Annotated in this window: 18 protein-coding genes; 7 read left to right on the top strand and 11 right to left on the bottom strand. The window is 67.3% G+C overall.

What is annotated here, in order from left to right; genetic code table 11:
• The first annotated feature begins 16 nt into the window (after positions 1-16).
• Genes ACJMKX_RS07745 through ACJMKX_RS07735 form a run of 3 tightly spaced genes read left to right on the top strand, consistent with a single transcriptional unit; the run spans position 17 to position 3,621 of the window.
• Complete coding sequence (locus ACJMKX_RS07745) at positions 17-1,000, top strand: bile acid:sodium symporter family protein (RefSeq protein ID WP_405223381.1); 984 nt, start codon at positions 17-19, stop codon at positions 998-1,000.
• 18 nt (positions 1,001-1,018) lie between these two features.
• Positions 1,019-2,779: an SDR family oxidoreductase gene (locus ACJMKX_RS07740; protein WP_405223378.1), complete on the top strand. Its 1,761-nt coding sequence runs from the start codon at positions 1,019-1,021 to the stop codon at positions 2,777-2,779.
• On the top strand, positions 2,776-3,621 hold the full coding sequence (locus ACJMKX_RS07735) for a hypothetical protein (protein WP_405223375.1): 846 nt from the start codon (positions 2,776-2,778) through the stop codon (positions 3,619-3,621). Before ACJMKX_RS07740 ends, ACJMKX_RS07735 begins: the two co-directional genes overlap by 4 nt.
• A 27-nt stretch (positions 3,622-3,648) precedes the next feature.
• On the opposite strand, the gene ACJMKX_RS07730 is transcribed toward ACJMKX_RS07735, so the two are convergent.
• The gene (locus ACJMKX_RS07730) at positions 3,649-4,446 is read right to left on the bottom strand and encodes a hypothetical protein (protein WP_405223372.1); all 798 of its coding nucleotides are present in this window, start codon (positions 4,444-4,446) and stop codon (positions 3,649-3,651) included.
• 173 nt (positions 4,447-4,619) lie between these two features.
• On the opposite strand from ACJMKX_RS07730, the gene ACJMKX_RS07725 reads away from it, so the two are divergent.
• On the top strand, positions 4,620-5,630 hold the full coding sequence (locus ACJMKX_RS07725) for a glycoside hydrolase family 17 protein (RefSeq protein WP_405223369.1): 1,011 nt from the start codon (positions 4,620-4,622) through the stop codon (positions 5,628-5,630).
• Between the two features lie 21 nt (positions 5,631-5,651).
• Here the strand turns inward: ACJMKX_RS07725 and ACJMKX_RS07720 are convergent, their stop codons facing one another.
• The 3 genes from ACJMKX_RS07720 to ACJMKX_RS07710 form a co-directional block, all read right to left on the bottom strand.
• Complete coding sequence (locus ACJMKX_RS07720; protein WP_405223367.1) at positions 5,652-6,071, bottom strand: NfeD family protein; 420 nt, start codon at positions 6,069-6,071, stop codon at positions 5,652-5,654.
• A 147-nt stretch (positions 6,072-6,218) separates the two neighbouring features.
• Positions 6,219-8,081, bottom strand: coding sequence for a Na+/H+ antiporter NhaC family protein (locus tag ACJMKX_RS07715; protein WP_405223364.1), 1,863 nt, complete (start codon positions 8,079-8,081; stop codon positions 6,219-6,221).
• Between the two features lie 24 nt (positions 8,082-8,105).
• Positions 8,106-9,668, bottom strand: coding sequence for a 4-hydroxyphenylacetate 3-hydroxylase family protein (locus ACJMKX_RS07710; RefSeq protein ID WP_405223361.1), 1,563 nt, complete (start codon positions 9,666-9,668; stop codon positions 8,106-8,108).
• A 176-nt stretch (positions 9,669-9,844) separates the two neighbouring features.
• Here ACJMKX_RS07710 and ACJMKX_RS07705 point away from each other — a divergent pair, with 176 nt between their 5' ends.
• Together ACJMKX_RS07705 and ACJMKX_RS07700 are read left to right on the top strand one after the other, a co-directional pair.
• Positions 9,845-11,314 (top strand): WS/DGAT/MGAT family O-acyltransferase, encoded by a 1,470-nt coding sequence (locus ACJMKX_RS07705; protein WP_405223359.1) that lies wholly within the window; start codon positions 9,845-9,847, stop codon positions 11,312-11,314.
• 54 nt (positions 11,315-11,368) lie between these two features.
• Complete coding sequence (locus ACJMKX_RS07700; protein WP_405223356.1) at positions 11,369-12,370, top strand: NAD(P)H-dependent glycerol-3-phosphate dehydrogenase; 1,002 nt, start codon at positions 11,369-11,371, stop codon at positions 12,368-12,370.
• A gap of 72 nt (positions 12,371-12,442) precedes the next feature.
• Here ACJMKX_RS07700 and ACJMKX_RS07695 read toward each other — a convergent pair whose 3' ends face one another.
• The 3 genes from ACJMKX_RS07695 to ACJMKX_RS07685 all read right to left on the bottom strand — a co-directional run bounded on the left by ACJMKX_RS07695 (position 12,443) and on the right by ACJMKX_RS07685 (position 14,696).
• Positions 12,443-12,808, bottom strand: coding sequence for a hypothetical protein (locus tag ACJMKX_RS07695; RefSeq protein WP_405223353.1), 366 nt, complete (start codon positions 12,806-12,808; stop codon positions 12,443-12,445).
• A 282-nt stretch (positions 12,809-13,090) separates the two neighbouring features.
• Positions 13,091-13,978, bottom strand: a complete 888-nt coding sequence (locus ACJMKX_RS07690; protein ID WP_405223350.1) for an SDR family oxidoreductase — start codon at positions 13,976-13,978, stop codon at positions 13,091-13,093.
• A 16-nt stretch (positions 13,979-13,994) separates the two neighbouring features.
• Entirely contained in the window at positions 13,995-14,696 is a 702-nt protein-coding gene (locus ACJMKX_RS07685; RefSeq protein WP_405223347.1) for a glutathione S-transferase family protein, read from the bottom strand.
• Between the two features lie 144 nt (positions 14,697-14,840).
• Here ACJMKX_RS07685 and ychF point away from each other — a divergent pair, with 144 nt between their 5' ends.
• Positions 14,841-15,932 (top strand): redox-regulated ATPase YchF, encoded by a 1,092-nt coding sequence (gene ychF / locus ACJMKX_RS07680; protein WP_405223344.1) that lies wholly within the window; start codon positions 14,841-14,843, stop codon positions 15,930-15,932.
• 3 nt (positions 15,933-15,935) lie between these two features.
• On the opposite strand, the gene ACJMKX_RS07675 is transcribed toward ychF, so the two are convergent.
• From ACJMKX_RS07675 to ACJMKX_RS07660, 4 genes are all read right to left on the bottom strand, one after another.
• Positions 15,936-16,757 carry a hypothetical protein gene (locus ACJMKX_RS07675; protein WP_405223341.1) on the bottom strand — a complete coding sequence of 274 codons (822 nt, stop codon included), beginning with the start codon at positions 16,755-16,757 and terminating at the stop codon, positions 15,936-15,938.
• A gap of 38 nt (positions 16,758-16,795) precedes the next feature.
• Complete coding sequence (locus ACJMKX_RS07670; protein WP_405223339.1) at positions 16,796-17,296, bottom strand: hypothetical protein; 501 nt, start codon at positions 17,294-17,296, stop codon at positions 16,796-16,798.
• A gap of 197 nt (positions 17,297-17,493) precedes the next feature.
• Positions 17,494-19,014 (bottom strand): PH domain-containing protein, encoded by a 1,521-nt coding sequence (locus ACJMKX_RS07665; RefSeq protein WP_405223336.1) that lies wholly within the window; start codon positions 19,012-19,014, stop codon positions 17,494-17,496.
• Positions 19,001-19,525 carry a PH domain-containing protein gene (locus ACJMKX_RS07660; RefSeq protein ID WP_405223333.1) on the bottom strand — a complete coding sequence of 175 codons (525 nt, stop codon included), beginning with the start codon at positions 19,523-19,525 and terminating at the stop codon, positions 19,001-19,003. Before ACJMKX_RS07660 ends, ACJMKX_RS07665 begins: the two co-directional genes overlap by 14 nt.
• Positions 19,526-19,628 lie beyond the last annotated feature (103 nt).

The following is a 19,628-nucleotide window of genomic DNA, read 5'->3' as shown; positions in this document are numbered from 1 at the left end:
CGGCTGAGCCGCCCGCGTGGATCCCGCCCTCGACGCCATCAGGCTGGACTTCGAGCCCGCCAGTCTGCTCGCGCTCAACATCATCCTGGCGCTGCTGATGTTCGGGGTGGCGCTGGATCTGCGCCTGTCGGATTTCCGGGCGGTGGCGAAGGCGCCGCGGGGTCCGCTCGTGGGCATCGCCACCCAGCTCCTGCTGCTGCCGCCGGCCACCTTCCTGCTGGTGCAACTCATCGACCCGATCCCCAGCGTGGCGCTGGGCATGATGCTGATCGCGGCCTGCCCGGGCGGCAACGTCTCCAACTTCCTGGTATGGCTCGCGAAGGGCAACGCCGCGCTCTCGGTGAGCATGACGGCGGTGACCAGCACCGCCGCCATGTTCATGACGCCGTTCAACCTCACCTTTTGGGCGGCGCTGGACCCGGACACCCGACGGCTGCTCGCGGACATCGCCGTGGATCCGGTGATCATGGTGATCACCATCCTGCTGATTCTGGCGCTGCCGCTGCTCGCCGGCATGTGGACCGGCTCGCGCTACCCGGCATTCGCCGCCCGCATGCGCCGGCCGCTGCGCGTAGCGGGGGGGCTGTTCTTCCTGGGCTTCATCGTGCTCGCCTTCTGGCGCGACCGGGAATACCTCACTCTCGCTATACTGCCGGTGCTGGGGATCGTCGCCACGCACAATGCCCTCGCCCTGGCGGTGGGCTACACTGCCGGCCGCCTCACCGGTCTCTCGGCCCGGGACCGCCGCGCCGTGACCATCGAGGTGGGCATCCAGAACAGCGGCCTGGGGCTCGCGCTGATCTTCACGTTCTTCGCCGGGCTGGGTGGCATGGCCATTGTGGCGGCCTGGTGGGGCAGCTGGCACATCGTGGGTGGGCTGACCCTGGCCGCACTCTGGTCGCGGCGCGAACCTGGCGGCCGTTCCGGGGACCTTCCGGGCGAGGGTCGCGACGATAGCGGCGATAGCGGCGACGGGCCCGACCGGACACGGCCCGACTGACAGACACGGGAGGCATCCATGCCGAGGAACATCTTCGTCACGGGCGCGGCCGGCTATATCGGCGGGCTCACGGTCGCCGAGCTGGCCGGCCACGACGACGTGGGCACGGTGGTCGCCTACGACATCCGTGAGGCGGAGGCGCCGGCGGGAGTGGTAACGGTCAGCGGCGACATCGCCAGCGAGGAAATTGCACCCCTGCTGGAGGAGTACGGCATCGACACCGTCATTCACCTCGCCAGCATCCTGAAGCCGCCGCCGGACGCGCCGCCGGACCTCGCCCGTCGGGTGGACGTCATCGGCACCCGTCGGCTGCTGGAGGCCTGCGTCGAAGCAGGCGTCGGGCGTTTCGTGGTCACCACCAGCGGCGCCGCGTACGGCTACAGCCCCGACAATCCCCGCTGGATGACAGAGGAAGCGCCGGCCCGCGGCCATCCCGCCTTCGAGTACAGCCGCAACAAGAGCGAGGTGGAGCGCATCCTCGCCGAGTACCGGATCACGCATCCCGCACTCGCCCAGGTGCTGCTGCGCCCGGGCACGGTCATCGGCAAAGGCACCAGCAGCCCGGTCACCGAGATCTTCGAGGGGCCCGTGGTGCCGGGCATCCTGGGTACGGATGCTCCGTTCGTGTTCGTCTGGGACCGGGACCTGGTGGCCATCCTCGTGCAGGCGGCGCTCGGCGAGCAGACCGGTGTCTACAATGTCGCCGGCGACGGCGCGCTCACCGCGAGGGCGATCGCGAAAGCCCTGCGCAAGCCGTACCTGCCTGTGCCCGCCGGCCTGCTGGCTGCCGGACTGGGGCTTGCGAAGCGGCTGGGCAAGACCGTGAACGGCCCGGAGACGGTGGACTTCCTGCGCTACCGCCCGGTGCTCTCCAACGAGCGGCTGAAGAGCGAGTTCGGCTACACGCCAATCTCCTCGGCGGCGGCCTTCCGCATCTGGCTGGAGGATCGCGACGAGCCCGACGACAAGAGTCTCGCCGGCGATGCCGACTATCGCCCGGTGGTCGCGATCACGGGCGGCGCCGGCGGCATCGGCCGTGCGCTGGCGCGGCGTTGGAGCCTGGAGGGTGCGCGCATAGCCCTGCTGGACTTCGAGCCCGAACCGCTCGAGCAGGCAGTGGAAGGGCTGCGCGTGACGGGCGCGGACGTGATGACCGTCGGGTGCGACGTGACCGATTACGCGGCTTGCCAGCGCGCGTTCCGGGCGGTGGTGGGCCACTACGGTCGTCTCGACGTGCTGATGAACAACGCCGGTACCGTCCACCGCAGCCTGTTCGAGGAGACCGATCTCGAGGTGTACCGCAAGGTGATGGAGGTGAACTTCTTCGGCAGCGTGAACTGCACGAAGGCCGCGCTGGAATACCTGAGGGCGACGAAAGGGCTGATCATCGTCACCAGCAGTATTGCGGGCGTCGCACCGCTGTATGGCCGCACCGGGTATGCGGCCAGCAAGCACGCGCTGCACGGCTTCTTCGAGTCGCTGCGCTGCGAGGTCGCAGCGGACGGGGTGCGGGTGATGGTGGCCTGCCCGAACTTCGTGCGCAGCCCCTTCGAGCAGCGGGCCATGGGCGGCGACGGCAAGCCGGCCGGCACCAGGCGCACCATGATCGGCCGGCTGGCCGAACCCGACGACGTGGCGGATGCCATGGTCCGCGGCGCGAAGAAGGGCAGGGACATCGTCGTGCTCAGCTTCCTGGGCCGTCTGTCCTATTACCTGGCCAGACTCACGCCGCGCCTGTATGCCCGCGGCATGACCCGCCGCCTGCGGGAGAAACGATGATTACCCGCCATCTGGCCGCCGGCATTCTGCTCATCCTGGCGACCACGACACTCGCCGTGGCCTCCGAGCCACCCCGCCTCACGGCCCAGGGTTTCGCCATCACGAGCACCCAGCGCGGTGAGCCCGGCGAATTCCCGCCGGTGCGCCTGCGGGCGGAAGCACCCGCGCGCATCGCTTCCCTGGTTATCCGGCAGGGTGAGTTCGAGGCCGACCTGGCCACCACGCCGGATCGTTCCCTGTTCCCGCTGTTCGGACTGGAATCCCGTCCGCTGCAGGCCTACGACGTCACGCTGGATTTCAGCCCTTACATCAACGAGCGGCTGGCGGCGGACGGCGAATATCTCTTCCTGGTGACGCTGACGGACCGGGAGGACCGCCGCAGCACTGCCACTCTGGAAATCGCCGTGGGCGAGCCGGAATTACCGCCCGAGCCGGCTGCCGGCGAGGCGTTCGGGCGGGCGCTCGAAGCGTCGGACGCCGTGCTGCGCCGCCTCGGCGCCGGCCCGGTCCAGGCCGCGGGTATCTCCGGTCTGACGTGGGTCACCGTGGAGCCGATCGATGTCACGATCCGCGTTCGGCCTGCGCAGGCAGGGCTGTCTTTGCGCGAGTTGCCGGCCGGCATCTGGCCGGAGCTTACCGATACCCTGGCACTCGCCGGAGCCGTGGCAGCGACCGATCCGGTCGAGTTCGTCGACCTGCCGGCCGCGAACCGGACCGCCGCGGGGCGCGTACTGGTGCTGAGCGATGCGGCCGGCCACACCGCCTTCCGCATCACGGGTAGCGCCACCGCCGTGTCGGAGAAAGGCACGACGGTGGAGCTGGTGGGCCGGGTCAGGCGCTGAAAGGCTGCGAATTAGCGAGACAGGACACTAGCCGGCGCGCTTGAGTTCCGGCCCTTTCTCCGCCGTACCGAGGTCCGCCAGCGTCTCCTGCAGGCTCTTCTGACGCCGTGCCTGCGGATCGAGCAGCTTCTCGGTCTGCAGGTTCAGGCTGTCCACGAACAGCGACTCGATCTCCTTCGGCATGCCCTTGATGGACAGGCTGGCCCGCTCGCGGATGCCCTCGAAGATGCGGATCTTCTCGTCGAGAAAGCCCGTCGCGTCGAAGCCCAGTCCGGCGATGTAGTCACCGTAGCGCTGCAGCTGGCTCTGCAGCAGGTGGATGTACTCGCCGAGCAGGAACTCCGTGGCGACCACGAAGGGCTTCGGCGGCTTCGTGGCCAGCGTGTTCAGCGCGTTGATGATATCGAACAGGCTGTCCGAGAAGCCGATCAGCAGTTCGCGGTACTCCCGATCGATTCTCTCGGCCTCCCGCAGCTTGGCATCGAAGCGGGAGGTGGCGTTCCACCACACCGAGAGGATGAAACCGAGGCTCACCGCGAAGAAGCTGGCCACGGTGATCTTGATCGCGTACATCGGATCGCCGGCCATGACCGGCAGGTTCTCGAACAGATACAGCGACCCACCGAAGAGGAACGCGAACACGACCACGAGTGCGAACAGCGGATTCGTGAATCGTCTCGATTTCAGCTGCGACTCGGCCTGCCGGATCCACTCGCCGTGGCGCAATTCGCCGCTCTGCCGGCGCCCCTCGGGACGCAGCGCCACATCCGCCTGGGACTCGGCCATCTGCCCCTTTTTGATGCTTTTTCTGATGTAGTCTGTCACGGTCTTCTCCTCGTGACGTCCTGGCTTCCCTGCCATTCCTCTCCCCATTTCACGCTAGGACGGATTTCGCCGTCTGGCAATCGTGGATATGTGAAGTGCGCGGGAAGGGAGGAACGGAGCGCGTCCGTGTAGTAAGTTATGCAGCGACACAAGAATGACAAAGGACTGGCTCCATGAGATATCGGAACTTCTGGGTACCCATTGCGGCGGCCCTGGCGCTGGCAGCCTGCGGTTCGACGACTCCCGACGGGGACACCGACGTTGCGGAGAGTAGCGCCGTGACGAAACGCACTTTCGAGCCGATGCTCGACGGCAAATGGATCGGCAACGGAATCTCGTATGGTGCCTACCGGGACGGCGAAGCGCCCGGCGAGGCCCTGACGTCGGAAGAGCACATTCTCGAAGACCTCACGATTCTCGCGCCACGGTGGAACCTGATCCGCCTCTACGGCGCGGATGAACAGGCGCGGAACATCCTGGAGGTGATCGAGGAGCACGACCTGCCGATCCGGGTCATGCAGGGCATCTGGCTGGACGCCCACAAGACCGAGCAGGAGAATGACGAGCAGGTGAGGCTCGCGATCGAGTACGCCAATCGCTTCAGCGATATCATTATCGCGGTCAACGTCGGCAACGAGATATTCGTCGACTGGTCGTACCACCGCATCGATGACATGGACGGTGTCATCGAGAAGATCCGGCAGGTGCGCGAAAGCATAGACCAACCGGTGACGGTGGCGGACGACTACAACTTCTGGAACAAGCCCCAGGCCCGCCGGGTGGCCGACGAGCTGGACTTCATCTGCCTGCATGCCTATGCGTTCTGGAACGACAAGACGCTGGACGTCGCGATGGAATGGACGGAGTCGATCTACCGCGACATACAGAGCCGTCATCCCGACCACAAGATCGCCTACTGCGAGACCGGCTGGCCGACGAGCCGCGTGTATGACGACGGCAGCTACGAAGGCGGATTGATCGGTAAAGCGGGCGAGCCCGAGCAGGAAGTCTTCTTCAACCAGTACGATCCGTGGGTAGACCGCAACAAGGTCGTCTCTTTCTACTTCACGTCATTCGACGAAAGGTGGAAGGGCGGGTTCGACGGGGCCAACCCGATGGACAAGGCCGAGAAGCACTGGGGACTCTACTACAGCGACCGGACACCGAAGCAGGTACTGCAGTAGCCGGGAGGTCGATGCCCGCCGCTATCGGGGCAGGCTGGACACGATCAATGTCAGGCCCTCACGGTCAACGACGTTCACAGCCATCCCGGTGGCAAGGGCTCCGGTATCGCCGGGTGCCCTAACGGCTCGCCACGTCTCGCCCCTTATCGAAACCTGGCCGTGCGGGACGGAGTCGAAACCTGTAACGACGACGGCCTTCTCGGAGGGCAGGTCGGACACCAGGTGCTTCTCGCCCGGACCGATGTGAACCCTGGTCGGCGCGATCGACTCCATCCAGGCAGCCAGCGCCAGATCGGCGAGGGCGGTTGCGACGGCCGCGACGGCGAGGATCGTGAAGATGCCCCAGTCCGTAAGGAGGCTGGCAAGCAGAACGGATGTCCCGCCTACCGTTATCGAGGTAGGAAGGATGACCAGCCACCACATCGGGGAATAACGCTTCATAGTGGTGCAGTCATGGTCGGAATCCTCCGGCTGGGTCGGTCATCGACGGTGGACGATATTACGGTATGCGATCTTCGAACGCCCCGGTTAGCCGTTCAAGCGTCGATGCGGTGCTCGGTGGGCCGGTCGAGGCGAAGCACGATGGGGTCAGGCGACGGTGTAGGCGGCCAGGGTCCAGAGCAGGGCCGCGAGGCCGGCCGCGTAGCTGGCCGGCACGATCTGGGTCTTCACGTGGTCCATGAGGTCGCAGCCGGTCGTCATGGCCGAGAGGATGGTGGTGTCGGAGATCGGCGAGCACTGGTCGCCGTAGACGCTGCCGTTGAGCACCGTCGCGAAGCAGATGGATAGGTATATTTCGGGGTTGGCGACCTCCTGCACCTGGCCCACGGTCCAGGCCAGCGGCATCGCCAGCGGGAAGGCGATGGCATAGGTGCCCCAGCTGGTACCGGTGGAGAAGGCGATGATCATGGTCATGAGCTGCAGCGCCACCGGCAGCGCCCAGTACGGGATGCGTTCGCCGAGCTGCTGCACCAGGTAGGTGCCGGCGCCGATCTCCTGGCTGATGCCGCCGATGGTGACCGCCAGCATCAGGATGACCGAGGCGAGTACCACGCCCTTCAGCCCGTCGCCGATGCCTTCGATGACCTGGCCGAGGTGCATGCCCTTGAACAGCGCCACCAGCACCGACAGCAGCAGTGCCGCGCCGAAGGCCCAGTTCACCCGCGGCGTGCCCATGGCCACGAAGGTGCCGACGGCGATGGCGATCAGCAGCGCCAGCGGTACGAAGAATTCGGCCACCTGGGGCCGGTAGCCGGGCGGCACGTGGCTCGCGTGCAACTCCTTCGCGCTCATGGGGATGGCGCCGGGGGCGTCCAGCTCGCCGGTCTCCCGCGCGCGCCTGCGGGCGGCCCGTATGCCCGGGCCGGCGAAGCGCGTGATGCCGAGCGAGAGCAGCAGTGTCCCCAGCACCGCCAGGATGCCATAGAAGCTGAACGGCACGCTCTGGAAGAAGAAGCGGACGCGCTCCTCTTCAGTCGCCAGGAAGGCGACGCCCGGAATGAAGATGAACGCCTGCACGTAGGTGGGCCAGGCGTTGAACGCCAGCACCGAGGCGATGGGCGAGGCCGTGGAGTCGACGATGTAGGCGAGTTCCTCGTGGCTGACGCGCTCCTTGTCCGCTACCGGTTTAACAATGGTGCCGACCAGCACCACACTGATGGTGCCGCCCTGGAAGAAGATGACGCCCATCAGCCAGGAGACGAGCTTGGCGGAGCGCGGACCCTTCACGAAGTGCGTAGTCATGAATTCCGCGAAGGCCTGCGCCGCACCCGTGCGCGACCAGATGCCCATTAGGCCGCCCACAAGCCAGAGATAGAGCAGCAGGATGGCGGCGGCGCTCTCGCTGGCGAGGCTCGGCAGCAGTACCGCGTTGGTGATGTCGAACTGCCCGAGCATGAACGCGCCCGTGACGACCCCGGCGAAGAGGGCGGTCAGCGCCTCGCGGGTCAGGAGACAGAGCGCGATGGCGATGGCTGCCGGCAGCAGCGACCACGGACCGAAGTGATAGGTGGGCTCCAGCAGGGAATAGCGGCGCTCGCTGCCGTCGTCGGCGGGTACCGTCTCGACGACCCACTGCTCCTCCAGCGGCGGCTCGCCCACCAGTTCGTCCAGGGCCGCCTGGCGCAGCGGCGACTCGGCGTACGGCACGACGTCGAGCACGCGCTTCTCCCGGCCCCGCTCCACGTACACCAGCCGGCCGGCATCGTTCTCGTAGACGTTATAGGTGACCTTCTGCTCGACCCACTGCCGGTCGACGTTCGCCGAGACCCAGAGGCCGGCGCCGAGGCCGGCCAGCAGCACCAGGACGGCCGGGCGGATCAGCGGCACCAGCCACCGGGCGGTGGCCGCGACGATGTCGGGCTGGTCGGCCGTGCCGGTGCCGGACTCCTCGATGGAGGCGATCGGCTCGCTGCCGTTGTCCTCGGACTCGCGCTTGCGCTCTTCGGACATCGGGTGCGGGCAGCCGCGCCGGCGCTATGCCTTTGCCTTCGGTTCCGCCGTCGCGAATACCCGCGCGAAGTAGTCCGTGAACGTCTCCAGGACCTGCTCGCGCTCGGTCTCGTCGATGCCGGCGAGTTCCTTCGCCAGGGCCTTCCTGAAGTCCATCTGGGCGGCGCGGGCGATCTGGATGCGCTGGGCCTGGGGCGAGCCGGCGCCGTGCATGGATTCGGTGAGATAGCCGACGGCGTTGCGGCCCATGGTCATGTTCTCGATCAGCCGCAGGATGCGCATGCGGTTCTCGGTGGGGATGTCCGCACGGCCCTTGAGGTACTTCTCCAGCAGGCCGCCGATCTCCGGGCTCTCGAAGTCCTTCTGGGAGGGCAGGGTCACCACGAGCCCGCCCGCGAGGTCCTGGGCCAGTCGGCCGATCTCGTAGGGCATCTTCGTCACATGGTGCTTGCAGACGTTGGCGATCATGTCGTCGCAGATCCAGGCGCCGGACTTCAGCTCGTGGGACTGATAGCTCGCGGCGATGCCCGTCGAGTAGATGGTCTCGTTGAGATGGGTCATCTCGGTGAGTTTGTCCTTGATGTGGGAGGCCTTGTCCGCGCCGTTGTACTCGGCCACGGTGGCCGCCGCACCGATCAGCACGTCGCCCACGCCGGATTTGCACACGTAGCTCCTGCGGTGATAGCAGGTGAAGCGCTCCACCAGCATTGCCGCGTACTCGTACTCGCCGTGCATGAAGACCCGGTCCCAGGGGATGAAGACGTCGTCGAAGATGACCATCGCCTCCTGGCCGCCGTACTCGTTGTTGCCGGTGTCGATGTCGCCGCCTTCCATGGCCCGGGTATCGCAGGACTGGCGGCCGTAGATGTAGGTGATGCCCTCGGCCTCCACCGGGATGGCGCCGACGATGGCATAGTCCTCGTCGCCTTCGCCGAGACGCATGGTCGGCATGACGATCAGCCAGTGGGAGTTCAGGCAGCCGGTCTGATGGGCCTTGGCGCCGGTGATCCAGACGCCTTCGTCGTTGCGCCTCGTGACGTGGACGAAGAGGTCCGGGTCCGCCTGCTTGTGGGGCGGCAGGCTGCGGTCGCCCTTCACGTCGGTCATGGCGCCGCCGATCACGACGCCGTCGCGCTGGGCCTCGGCCACGAACCCCGTGAAGCGGGCGTGGTAGTCCGTGCCGTGCTTCTCGTCGATTTCGTACGTGACCGAATGCAGCGAGTTCAATGCGTCCATGCCAACGCAGCGCTGGAAGCAGGTGCCGGTCAGCTGGCCGAGGCGACGCTGCATCTTGTTCTGCATCACTACGTCCTCGGCCGATTGCGCGACATGCAGAAAGCGGTTCACCCGCTCTCCGGTGAAGGGCGAAAGGGCGGTGGCGAGCTCCGGGTTCTCGACGGCGAGGTCGTAGGTGCGCGCCACGGCGTTGACGGAGGGCCGGATGATCGGGTGGTCGACGGGCTCTTCCACCAGTTCGCCGAACAGCCAGACCTTCAGATCCCGGCCGCGCAGACTGTCGATGTACTCCTCGCCGGTGCGTATCGGTTTGCGGGTCGACGTGACCGCCGCTGCTGCTCCGCTGCTCATGGCATCTACCTCTGTGTGTCCTGTCCGGCGCCGGGTGGCGGCCCGAACCCCCAAAGTTACCGCAGATCGGCACCGTATGCAGGCCCGCCGACCCTCCGGGCGCCGCCAGCCGCTGCCATGGGCGCCCCGTAGCGGTAAACTGCGGCATACACCCGCACAGCCGCCAGGTAGCGATCATGCACCAGCTCAGCCCCCAGGACGCCCAGTTCCTGTACATGGAATCGGCGAACAACTTCACCCACGTCACGGGTGTGCACGTCTTCGACCCCTCGACCGCGCCGGGCGGCAAGGTGCGCTTCAAGGACATCATCGCCCACGTGGAGAGCCGGCTGCACACCTCGCCGATCTTCCGGCGGCGGCTCGTGCGCGTGCCGCTGGAACTGGACTTCCCCTACTGGGCGGACGACGAGTACTTCGACATCGAATACCACATCACCCACGGGCGGCTGCCCGAGCCGGGGGACTGGCGCCAGTTCTGCATCCATGTGGCCCGCTATCACTCCCGGCCGCTGGCCATGCAGCGCCCGCCCTGGGAGATGTACGTGATCGAGGGCCTCGACCGGATCGAGGGCTTTCCCGACGGGGCCTATGCCATCGCGACCAAGCTCCATCACACGGCCGTGGACGGTGCCGCCGTCATCCGCTTTTACGCGGCCATGTCGGACGTGGATGCGCTGGGTACGCCCGCGCTGGTGGTGCCCAGGCGGGAAGAGGAGCCGGCGGCGGAGCCGACGCCGCGGGAGATGGCCGGCCGCGCCCTCGTGAACAACGTGCGCGAGCCGTTCCAGCTGGCCAACACGGTGGTGCGCTCCGTGCCGGCGCTGGCCGGCCTCGCGCAGAAGGCGCTCCGCCGCGACGACGGCACGAGCAAGCGCGTGCCGTTCACGCGCTTCAACGTGCCGGTGGGTCCGCACAAGATGTTCGATGCCGCCATCTTCGCGCTCGACGACCTCAAGCAGATCCGCAAGGCGGTGGAGAATGCCACCATCAACGACGTGGTGATGGCGGTCTGCGCCGGCGGTCTGCGCCGCTACCTGGAGCACCACGGCGAGCTGCCCGAGGACCCGCTGGTGGCCTGGGTGCCCATCAACGCCCGCCCCGGCAAGAGTACGGGCGTGGACGTGGAGGCCTCGGGCAACCGGATCACGGCGATGACGGCGAGCCTGCACACCCACCTGGCCGATCCGCTGGCCCGTCTCGCCGCCATCACGGCAGGCACGCGGCAGAGCAAGGAGGCGAAGTCGGGGGTCTCCGCCCGGCTCATGACCGACATCTCCCGGCACATCCCGGCCGCCACCCAGGCGCTGGCCGGTCGCCTCGTGCTGCGTGCCGGCGCCGCGCAGCGCGTCTGCAACCTGTTCATCTCCAACGTGCCGGGTCCGCAGCAGCCGCTGTACATGGCCGGCGCGCTGAACGTGCACTCGTTCGGCATGGCGCCGCTGGCGGACGGCATGGGTCTGTTCATCGGCACCCCGAGCTACAACGGCGAGATCACCTTCAACGTGACCTCTGCCCGCCACATCCTGCCGGACATCGATTTCTTCGTGGAATGCCTGCGCCAGTCGCTCGCCGAGCTGAAGGCGGCGGTGGAGGCACCGGCTGCGGCACCCGCGAAGAAGAAGACGAAGCGCAAGAAGAAATCGTAGGAGGGCCTTCAGGCCCGAGGTCGGGATCCGGATCGGTTTTACGAGGGGGAGCGCATGAAACTGAAAGTAGGCGTCGTCGGCGCCGGTTCCTGGGGCACGACCGTGGCCGCGCTGGTCACGCGCAATGCACCGGTCACGCTGTGGGCGCGTCAGCAGACCGTGACCGACGAGATCAATGAGCAGCGCACCAACTCGCGCTACCTGCCCGACGCCAGGTTGCCGGAGCAACTGCTGGCGACCAGCGACCTGGAAGAGGCCGTCGCAGACAAGGACGTCATCGTCATGGGCGTGCCGTCGCACGGGTTCCGCAGTGTGCTGGAGCAGGTGGCGGAGCACATCCGCCCCTGGGTGCCGGTGGTTAGCCTGACGAAGGGCCTGGAGCTGCCGGCGGGCAAACGCATGTCCGAGATCGTCGAAGAGATCCTGCCGGGTCATCCGTTCGGCATGCTGACGGGCCCGAATCTCGCCCGGGAGATCATGGCCGGCTATTCGGCGGCGAGCGTCATCGCCATGCAGGACGTGCTCATCGTGAAGGAACTGCAGAAGCTCTTCCACAGCGGGCTGTTCCGCGTGTACTCGAACCATGACGTCATCGGCTGCGAACTGGGCGGAGTGCTGAAGAACATCATCGCCATCGCGGCGGGCATGGGTGACGGTCAGTCGGCGGGAGACAACACCCGCGCGGCGATCATCTCCCGCGGCCTCGCGGAGATCACCCGCCTGGGTGTCGCGATGGGCGGGGAGGCGCAGACATTCGCCGGCCTTGCGGGACTCGGCGACCTGATTGCCACGGCGACCAGTCCGCAGAGCCGTAATCGCACCGTGGGTTACGAACTCGGGAGGGGGCGCACGATCAAGGAGATCACCGAGCAGATGTTCATGGTGGCGGAGGGCGTGAAGAGTGCACCGGCCGTGATCGCGCTCGCCGACGAATACGGCGTGGAGATGCCGATCTCCCGTGACGTCTACAAGGTGGTCGCCGAGAACGGCAATCCGAGGCATGCGTTCCGCGGGTTGCTCCGACAGGCCGCCGGCGCGGAGTCCGACCCGGGGTAAAAAATCATGTAGGAGGGCCTTCAGGCCCGATTCGCCTGTCCAATCGGGCCTGAAGGCCCTCCTACGGGTTCGTCAGCGGTTTTCCGTGATTCGGACGGTATGGACGCGGTGACTGTTCTCACCCTCGGCGGCAGTCCAGGCGAGGATGAGATCCTCGCCGTCGAGAACCATCTGCGGGAAACCGATCTGACGTGCCGGTTCGGGGCCCGGCACTGTCATGCGCTCGCGCCACAGGGGACCATCGCCCTCGATCCACGCCAGCGCCAGTTGGCCTTCGGCGGCGCCTCCGCGGGCGACCCAGCGCACGACCGATCGGCCGTCATCCAGGGTGACGACGTCCACCCGGCCCCACGGTACGGCTCCGGCCGTCGACTTGCCGTCCAGGACGATCGGTTCCGAAAAGCTCGCTCCGCCGTCGACGGAACGGGCGAAACTCACCTGGGGCCACGCGCAACCTCCACCGGCTCGCTCCAGTCCGTGCCCGTCAATCGCGCGTAACGCAGCGCATGCCCCTCGTCCGTCGGCTCCAGCCAGCTCATGACGACCGTTCCGTCAGGAGCGAGCGCAAGATGGGGCCGCTCGCTGTCCGCTCCGGCAGGTGATGACAGCGGGACGAAGAGCTGCCGCTCTCCTGCGACGGTGCTCGTGCCGAGCAGGAGCGCTGCGAGAAGGCAGGAGAGAGTCGCCGCGCGGCGACGTGCATGCGGTGGCGCAGTGGTTTCAGCCATTCCGCGCGGCCTTGTCCCGCTCGTTCGCCTTGCGGATCTCCTCGCGCATCTCGTCCCATTCGTCGTCGGTGACGTCGATCAGCTGGGAGTAGAAGTTGCCGCCGGTGGCGAGCCCCTGGGCGCCGTCGATGGCGATGGTCTCGCCGGTGAGATAGTCGCAGCCGTCCGCCATGAGGAAGGTGGCGAGGTTCGCTAGCTCCGGCATCTCGCCGTAGCGTCCCCAGGGGTTGGATCGCTCCATCGAGTCCTGTTTCTCCGCCGCTTTGGAGCCCGGGTTCAGCCGCTCCCAGGCGCCCTTGGTCGGAAAGGGGCCGGGCGCGATGCAGTTCAGGCGGATGCCGTAGCGACCCCATTCGGTGGCCAGCGACTTGGTCATGGCATCGATGCCGGACTTCGACATGGCCGAGGGCACCACGAAGGCCGAGCCGTTGCGCACCCAGGTGGTCGTGATGGAGATGATGCTGCCCGTGTGTCCCAGTTCGATCCAGCGCCGGCCGACGGCGTGGGTCACGTAGAAAGTACCGTGGAAAACAATACTCGCGATGGCGTCGAAGCCCCGCGGCGAGACATCCTTGGTCGGGCTGACGAAGTTGCCGGCGGCGTTGTTCACCAGGCCGTCCAGCGGGCCCTCGGCGAAGATGCTGTCGATCACCTCGTCCACCGCCTGGGCGTTGCGGATGTCGAGCGTGCGGGTGTTCACCCGGCCGCCGTGCTTTTCCGTCAGTTCCCCGGCCGTCTCGTCCAGCACGGACTGGCGCCGGCCGCAGATGTAGAGTTCGGCGCCGAGCCGCAGATACTGCTCGGTCATCACCTTGCCGAGTCCGGTGCCGCCGCCGGTCACCAGGATGCGCTTGCCCTTCAGCAGGTCGTCTCTGAACATGGTCTCCCTCCGCGGTCTAGAGCACCGGTGCCATGGTGGCTTCGTCCACCCGCTGCATCCAGCGTCGCACGTCCTTCTTCCGCGCCAGCGCAGTCTCGCCCTCGGGTACGCCCTGCAGGCAGCGCAGCATCACGAACACCGAGATGTCAGCGATGCTGAGGGACTTGCCCACCAGCCATTTCCTGTCGCCCAGCAGTCCGTCGATGGCATCGACGTGGCGATTAAGCTCCCTGGCGATGGTCTCCGGCGACTTGCGTCCGATGCCCTGGGCCCGGGTCGCCTTCAGCGCTGCGCGCGGGATGATGCGCGGCCCCAGCTTCCGGAACCACTCGGGGTCGTACTTCAGCAGTTCCGGTGCCCAGCGCCGGGCGTTCTCCGGCACCGCGAAGCGCAGGTAGAACTCGTAAAAGTACAGGGACTCGTCCGCCCAGTCCTCCAGCACGTGGCACATGGCCACCTCGGCCGGGACGATGGGGTAGACGTGCGGCTCCGGGTACTTCTCCTCCAGGTACTCGACGATGTCGGTGGAATCCGCCAGGTGCACGCCGCCGTCCTCGATGGCCGGCAGCTTGTTGGTGGACGACACGGCCTTCGCCTTGCCGCGCAGGAAGGCGAGCATCGGTACCTCGACGATCTCGTAGGAGACCTTCTTCAGGTTCATCACCCGTTTGACCTTCTCGCAGAATGGCGAGACCTCGAACTGGTAGAGCTTGACCATCGGTCCTCCGGGGGGGATCTGGCGGCTTATGCAGGCCGGGCATTCTTGTTAGGATACGCGCCCTGTCGGACGCCCCTTGAATTTCTTGGGATCACTTCGATTATACAGAGCCCCGCTGCCGGCGCGGGCGCACGGACCCGGACCATGGCAATCAGATGCGGCATCGTGGGACTGCCCAACGTGGGCAAATCCACGCTATTCAATGCACTCACCGCGGCGGAGATCGCGGCGGAGAACTACCCTTTCTGCACCATCGACCCGAACGTGGGCGTGGTGCCCGTGCCGGATCACCGGCTGGAGCGGCTGGCCGCCATCGTGAAGCCCGAGAAGGTGATCCCCACCACCATGGAGTTCGTCGACATCGCCGGCCTGGTGGCGGGCGCCTCGAAGGGCGAGGGACTCGGCAACAAGTTCCTGGCCAACATCCGCGAGACCCACGCCATCGCCCACGTCGTGCGCTGCTTCGAGAACGACGACGTCACCCATGTCGCCGGCCGGGTGGATCCGGTGGGCGATACGGAAGTCATCAACACCGAACTGGCGCTGGCGGACCTGGAGTCCGTGGAGAAGGCGCTGGACAAGGCGGAGCGGGCCGCGAAGACCAACGAGAAGAAGGCCGTGGCCTGGCGGGATCTACTGAAGCGGGTGAAGGCGCACCTGGATACCGGCGCACCCCTGCGCACCCTCGAGCTGGACGACAACGAGCGCGCGGACCTTCGGGAGCTGTTCCTGCTGACGGGCAAGCCCGTGATGTATATCGCCAACGTCAACGAAGACGGGTTCGAGAACAACCCCTATCTGGACGCCCTCAGGCAACTGGCTGCGTCCGAGGGCGCCGAGGTGGTGGCGGTGTGCGCGGCCATCGAGGCGGAGATCGCCCAGCTCGACGAGGGCGAGAAGGTGGAGTTCCTCGCGGACCTCGGCTTCGAGGAGCCGGGTCTGAACCGGGTGATCCGGGCGGGCTACCGGCTGCTGGGACTGCAGACCTTCTTCACTGCCGGGCCGAAAGAGGTGCGGGCCTGGACGGTGCGCGTCGGCGCCACGGCACCCCAGGCCGCCGGCGAGATCCACACGGACTTCGAGAAGGGCTTCATCCGCGCGGAGGTCATCGCCTACGACGACTACGTCGCAAAGAACGGCGAGTCGGGCGCCCGGGAGGCCGGCAAACTCCGTCTGGAAGGCAAGGATTACGTCGTCAGGGAGGGCGACGTGATGCATTTCCGGTTCAATGTCTGATGATTAATCGCCGGGTCGGCTGACGATGCCCGGCTCCAGATCGTCGTATTCCGGAAAGCCGCGCTCCGCGGCGAATGCGGCAAGTTCATCGGCGCAATGATCCGCGCCGAGCAGCCGGTCGAGGTCGCGGATGAGCGCCGTCAGATCGTCGCGGTTGCGGCGGCAGCAGGCCACGTAATCCCTCAGCAGGTCGAGCAAGCCCAGGTCCGCGTTGGCGCGTAGCCGCGCGTCCAGACGGAAGAAGAACACCGCGCCGCCCCAGTACAGCGTGGGGTACTTGCGCTCCGCGCGCAGCCGGGGTGCCGCGGCGACGAAGGTCTCGCCGTGCCGTGTGTAAGCCCGCTCCGCGCGCTGCAGCCGCTCTCGGTAGCGCCGCGCGGCGTCTGCCGGGTCCAGCACTCCCATCGCGTGCATCACCTGGTATTGCATGAAGCTGGCGAAGCCTTCCGCGAACCAGGCATGTCGGCTGCCGAGATAGGGCAGCAGCAGGTGGCTGAATTCGTGCGGCGCCGTCCAGTCGCCCAGAAACGCCTCGGCCGGGTGGCTCGGGTCCACGTAGAAACGGATGCCCTGACGGCGGCCCCTCAGCGTACGCGCCCAGGGCACCGGCTGGGACGAGCGAGTGCGTTCGAAGTGGACGTCGATCGGGAACCCGAAAGGTCCTGCGAGTTCCTCGGTGGCGTCGGCGACCGTGCTGACCCAAGCGGTGAGTTTCGCGCGCTCGGCGGCATCGAAGCGGTCCGCAAAGTGGAATTCCAGGTCGGCGGCCGAGGCGGGCAATGCGCAGAAGGCGAATACGAGCGTGGCCGCGACCGCCATTGTCACGGCGAGCAGGCGGCGTGGCCCCGTCGCGCCACGTTGTTCTAGTCTTCTTCGCGGACCCACAGGAAACTCTGCCAGACGCTCTCTCTGTTTTCGCCGCAGGCATCGCAGTCTCTGGCACGCTCGTCATCGGTGAGCTGGGCGTCGAGGCTCGGCATGAAAAGGCGTCCCTCGATCCGGCCGGTGCCGGTCAGCCTGAGTTCGATGGGATATTCCGCCGCGCAATCGTTCTCCCGCCGATAGCCCTGGCTGTAGTACCAGCATCGCCATTTCGCGCTGGCGGTGCCGCGGTAGTGTTCCGCATCGACGCGGGTAAGCCGATAGCCGCCGGTGGGGTATCGTCCGTCTTCGGAATCCCGCCCCCAACGCCCTTCCAGCTGATCGCCGTCCAGGGTCAGCGTCCGTCTCGTCTCGCTGTCCGCGGACACCCAGACTCCCGTGGGGTCCGACGCCGGATCCATGGCGTCTTCCGTCGTCGGGGCCGCCTTCTGCTCGTCCGGCGGATCCGCCTGCGTGCCGGTGGCGAGCACCAGGATTGTCATAGCCAGGATTGATGCTGCTGCGTTGCCCGATCGTTGTCGCATCACGTACCTCTCTGCGTACTTCGGCCGCCGGCCGATGGCCGATGGCCGATGGCCGATGGCCTCCGCTTTCTGACCCGGCGGGCCGCCCGGAATTCCATTGGCAGCGGCAACCGGCCGTAGTTCAGGGGCGGCCGGGGTCGGGCCTGAAGGCCCTCCTACAACCAGGCCAGGCGGCTGGATTCCACCCGGTAGAGCACCCGGTCGCAGAGGTGCAGCGCCACGGTCTCGTCGAGCCAGGGCACGGTCACCGTCTCCGCCGCCAGGACGAACTGCAGCGTGACCAGGCCGTGGCGGCGCTGGAACGGCGACTGCACCACGTCCACCCGCTGCACCTTGCGCAACAGGAACGCCTGCAGCGTAGAGCCAACGAAGCCCTGGCGTACCACCGCCGCATCCGCGGTGAGCGCGAGGCCCCAGCGGGCGTATCGGCGACGGATCAGGGGCCAGGCGGCCGGCGGCACGAGCAGGGCGATGACGGTGGCGACAGCCAACGGCACGTTGATGGCGGCCAGCAGCAGACCGGCCACGGCGCCGAAGCCGCCGAACAGCAACGTCCGCGAGCGGACATAGCGTCGGGAGATCGGGTGGAAGCCGTTGCCGTCCATGCGCAGATCGACCTCGCGGCCTTCGTCGCCGAAAAACACGACCGGCGCGCGCTCGATGAACGAGGACGGTGCCAGCGGAATCAGGAAGCTCTTGCGCGTATTCACGGCGTGGCTGGCGGCCTGCTTGGCGACCATGCGGAAGGCGCCGAACAGCCGCAGTAGCGGTCCCTGGCGGATGCGCAGCACCTGCAGTTTGCCGAGCCCCATGGAATGCTCGTGGGTGGTGAGCAGTCCGCCGCGGGAGCGGATGACCTCGCCGTCGGTGCTGAGCGTGTAGCCGTGATGGCGCAGGAAGGCGCCTAGAATCGAGATGCCCATCAGGACCATGGCAGCGGCGACGATGCTGCCGACGGCCACGATGGCTGCTGCACCGGCGGACAGCTCCTGCAGCGTCTCGGCGACGGGCCCGAACGTGCGCTCGAGCCAGGGACCGGCGCGTTCGCCGAGCTGATCGGCGAGAGGCGCCAGCACGGCGAGCAGGATCAGCGCGCCGTTGCTCGTCAGGCCGATCCGGACCATGTCGCCGGGGGACAGCGCCAGCAGGGTCTCGCCTTCGTCCGAGACCACTTCCTCCGTGCCGGTCACCCCGTCCGCGCTCTCGTGCTTGCGGCGCCGGATGCGTCCCCGCAATCGGTCGCCCAGGTCGGCCGGGATGGCGGGCAGGTGGCCCTCGGCCGTCGCCGAGCCTGCGGTGTCAAGCTTCAGGTCCACCAGGCCGAACAGCCGGTAGATCGGGTTCTGGGTGGTGTTGATGCCCTGGATGCGGTCGTAGCCGATATCGAGCTCCTCGCGCTGGAAGATACCCTGGCGGATGCGGATGCCTTCCTCGTCGATGCGGAAACGGAACCGCAGCCAGCGCCCGACGGCCACCAGGATCAGTGCGACGAGGAGGGCGCCGGCCAGACCGTAGAGCCGGTCCCGGGTGGTCCAGCCCGTGCTGATCACCACCGCGGTGGCGGGCACGACGGCCTGGAACAGGTTGCGGGCGACTCCGCGCAGTATCTGGCCGACGTAGAACAGCACCGACAGCGGCGAGGCTCGCTGCCAGCCGGCCGGATCAGAGAGACTCATCGGCCTGTCCGGCACGGCGCAGGATGTGTTCCCGCAGCCGGTGTGCCTGGTCGGTCTCGAGCCCGCGGATCTTGAGATCGCCGCCGCTGCCGCCGGCGGTGTAGAACACGAGCGTGGCCAGGCCGAACAGACGCTCGGTGACGCCGCTGGTGGTCTCGACGTGCTGGATGCGGTTGAACGGAATCGCGATCAGCTTGCGGCGCAGCACGCCGACCCGGTACAGCAGGTCGTGCTCGCGCAGTGCATAGCCCCGGTGCCGGACCGACAGCGGCGACCAGACGGCGACCACGAGCAGATGCACGGCGGCATAGAGCGCCACACCCTTCGGCACGGAGCCAGGCGCATCGATGATGCCGAGGGCCGTGCCGCCGAACGCCACGAGGAGCGCGATGCCGAGGCCGACGACGTGCCCGGCGATGAGTTCCGCCAGGTAGCTGCGGGCGATCGGCTGCCAGCTGACCTCCTCCACGGAGGGCAGGGATTCCAGCGGTATCTCGGCATTTTCGAACATCGGGGAGGGGGTCCGGGGCGGAGACGGACCGGGATTATACCGGCACAGAGGACCCGGCAGCGGCGCTTGACTCCGCGGGCCCCGCGGCCGACAATTCACGCCC

Origin of the sequence: Lentisalinibacter sediminis, assembly GCF_040706615.1 — a bacterium.
GTDB lineage: Bacteria > Pseudomonadota > Gammaproteobacteria > Steroidobacterales > Woeseiaceae > Lentisalinibacter > Lentisalinibacter sediminis.
This window is presented reverse-complemented; position numbering and strand designations above follow the sequence as displayed.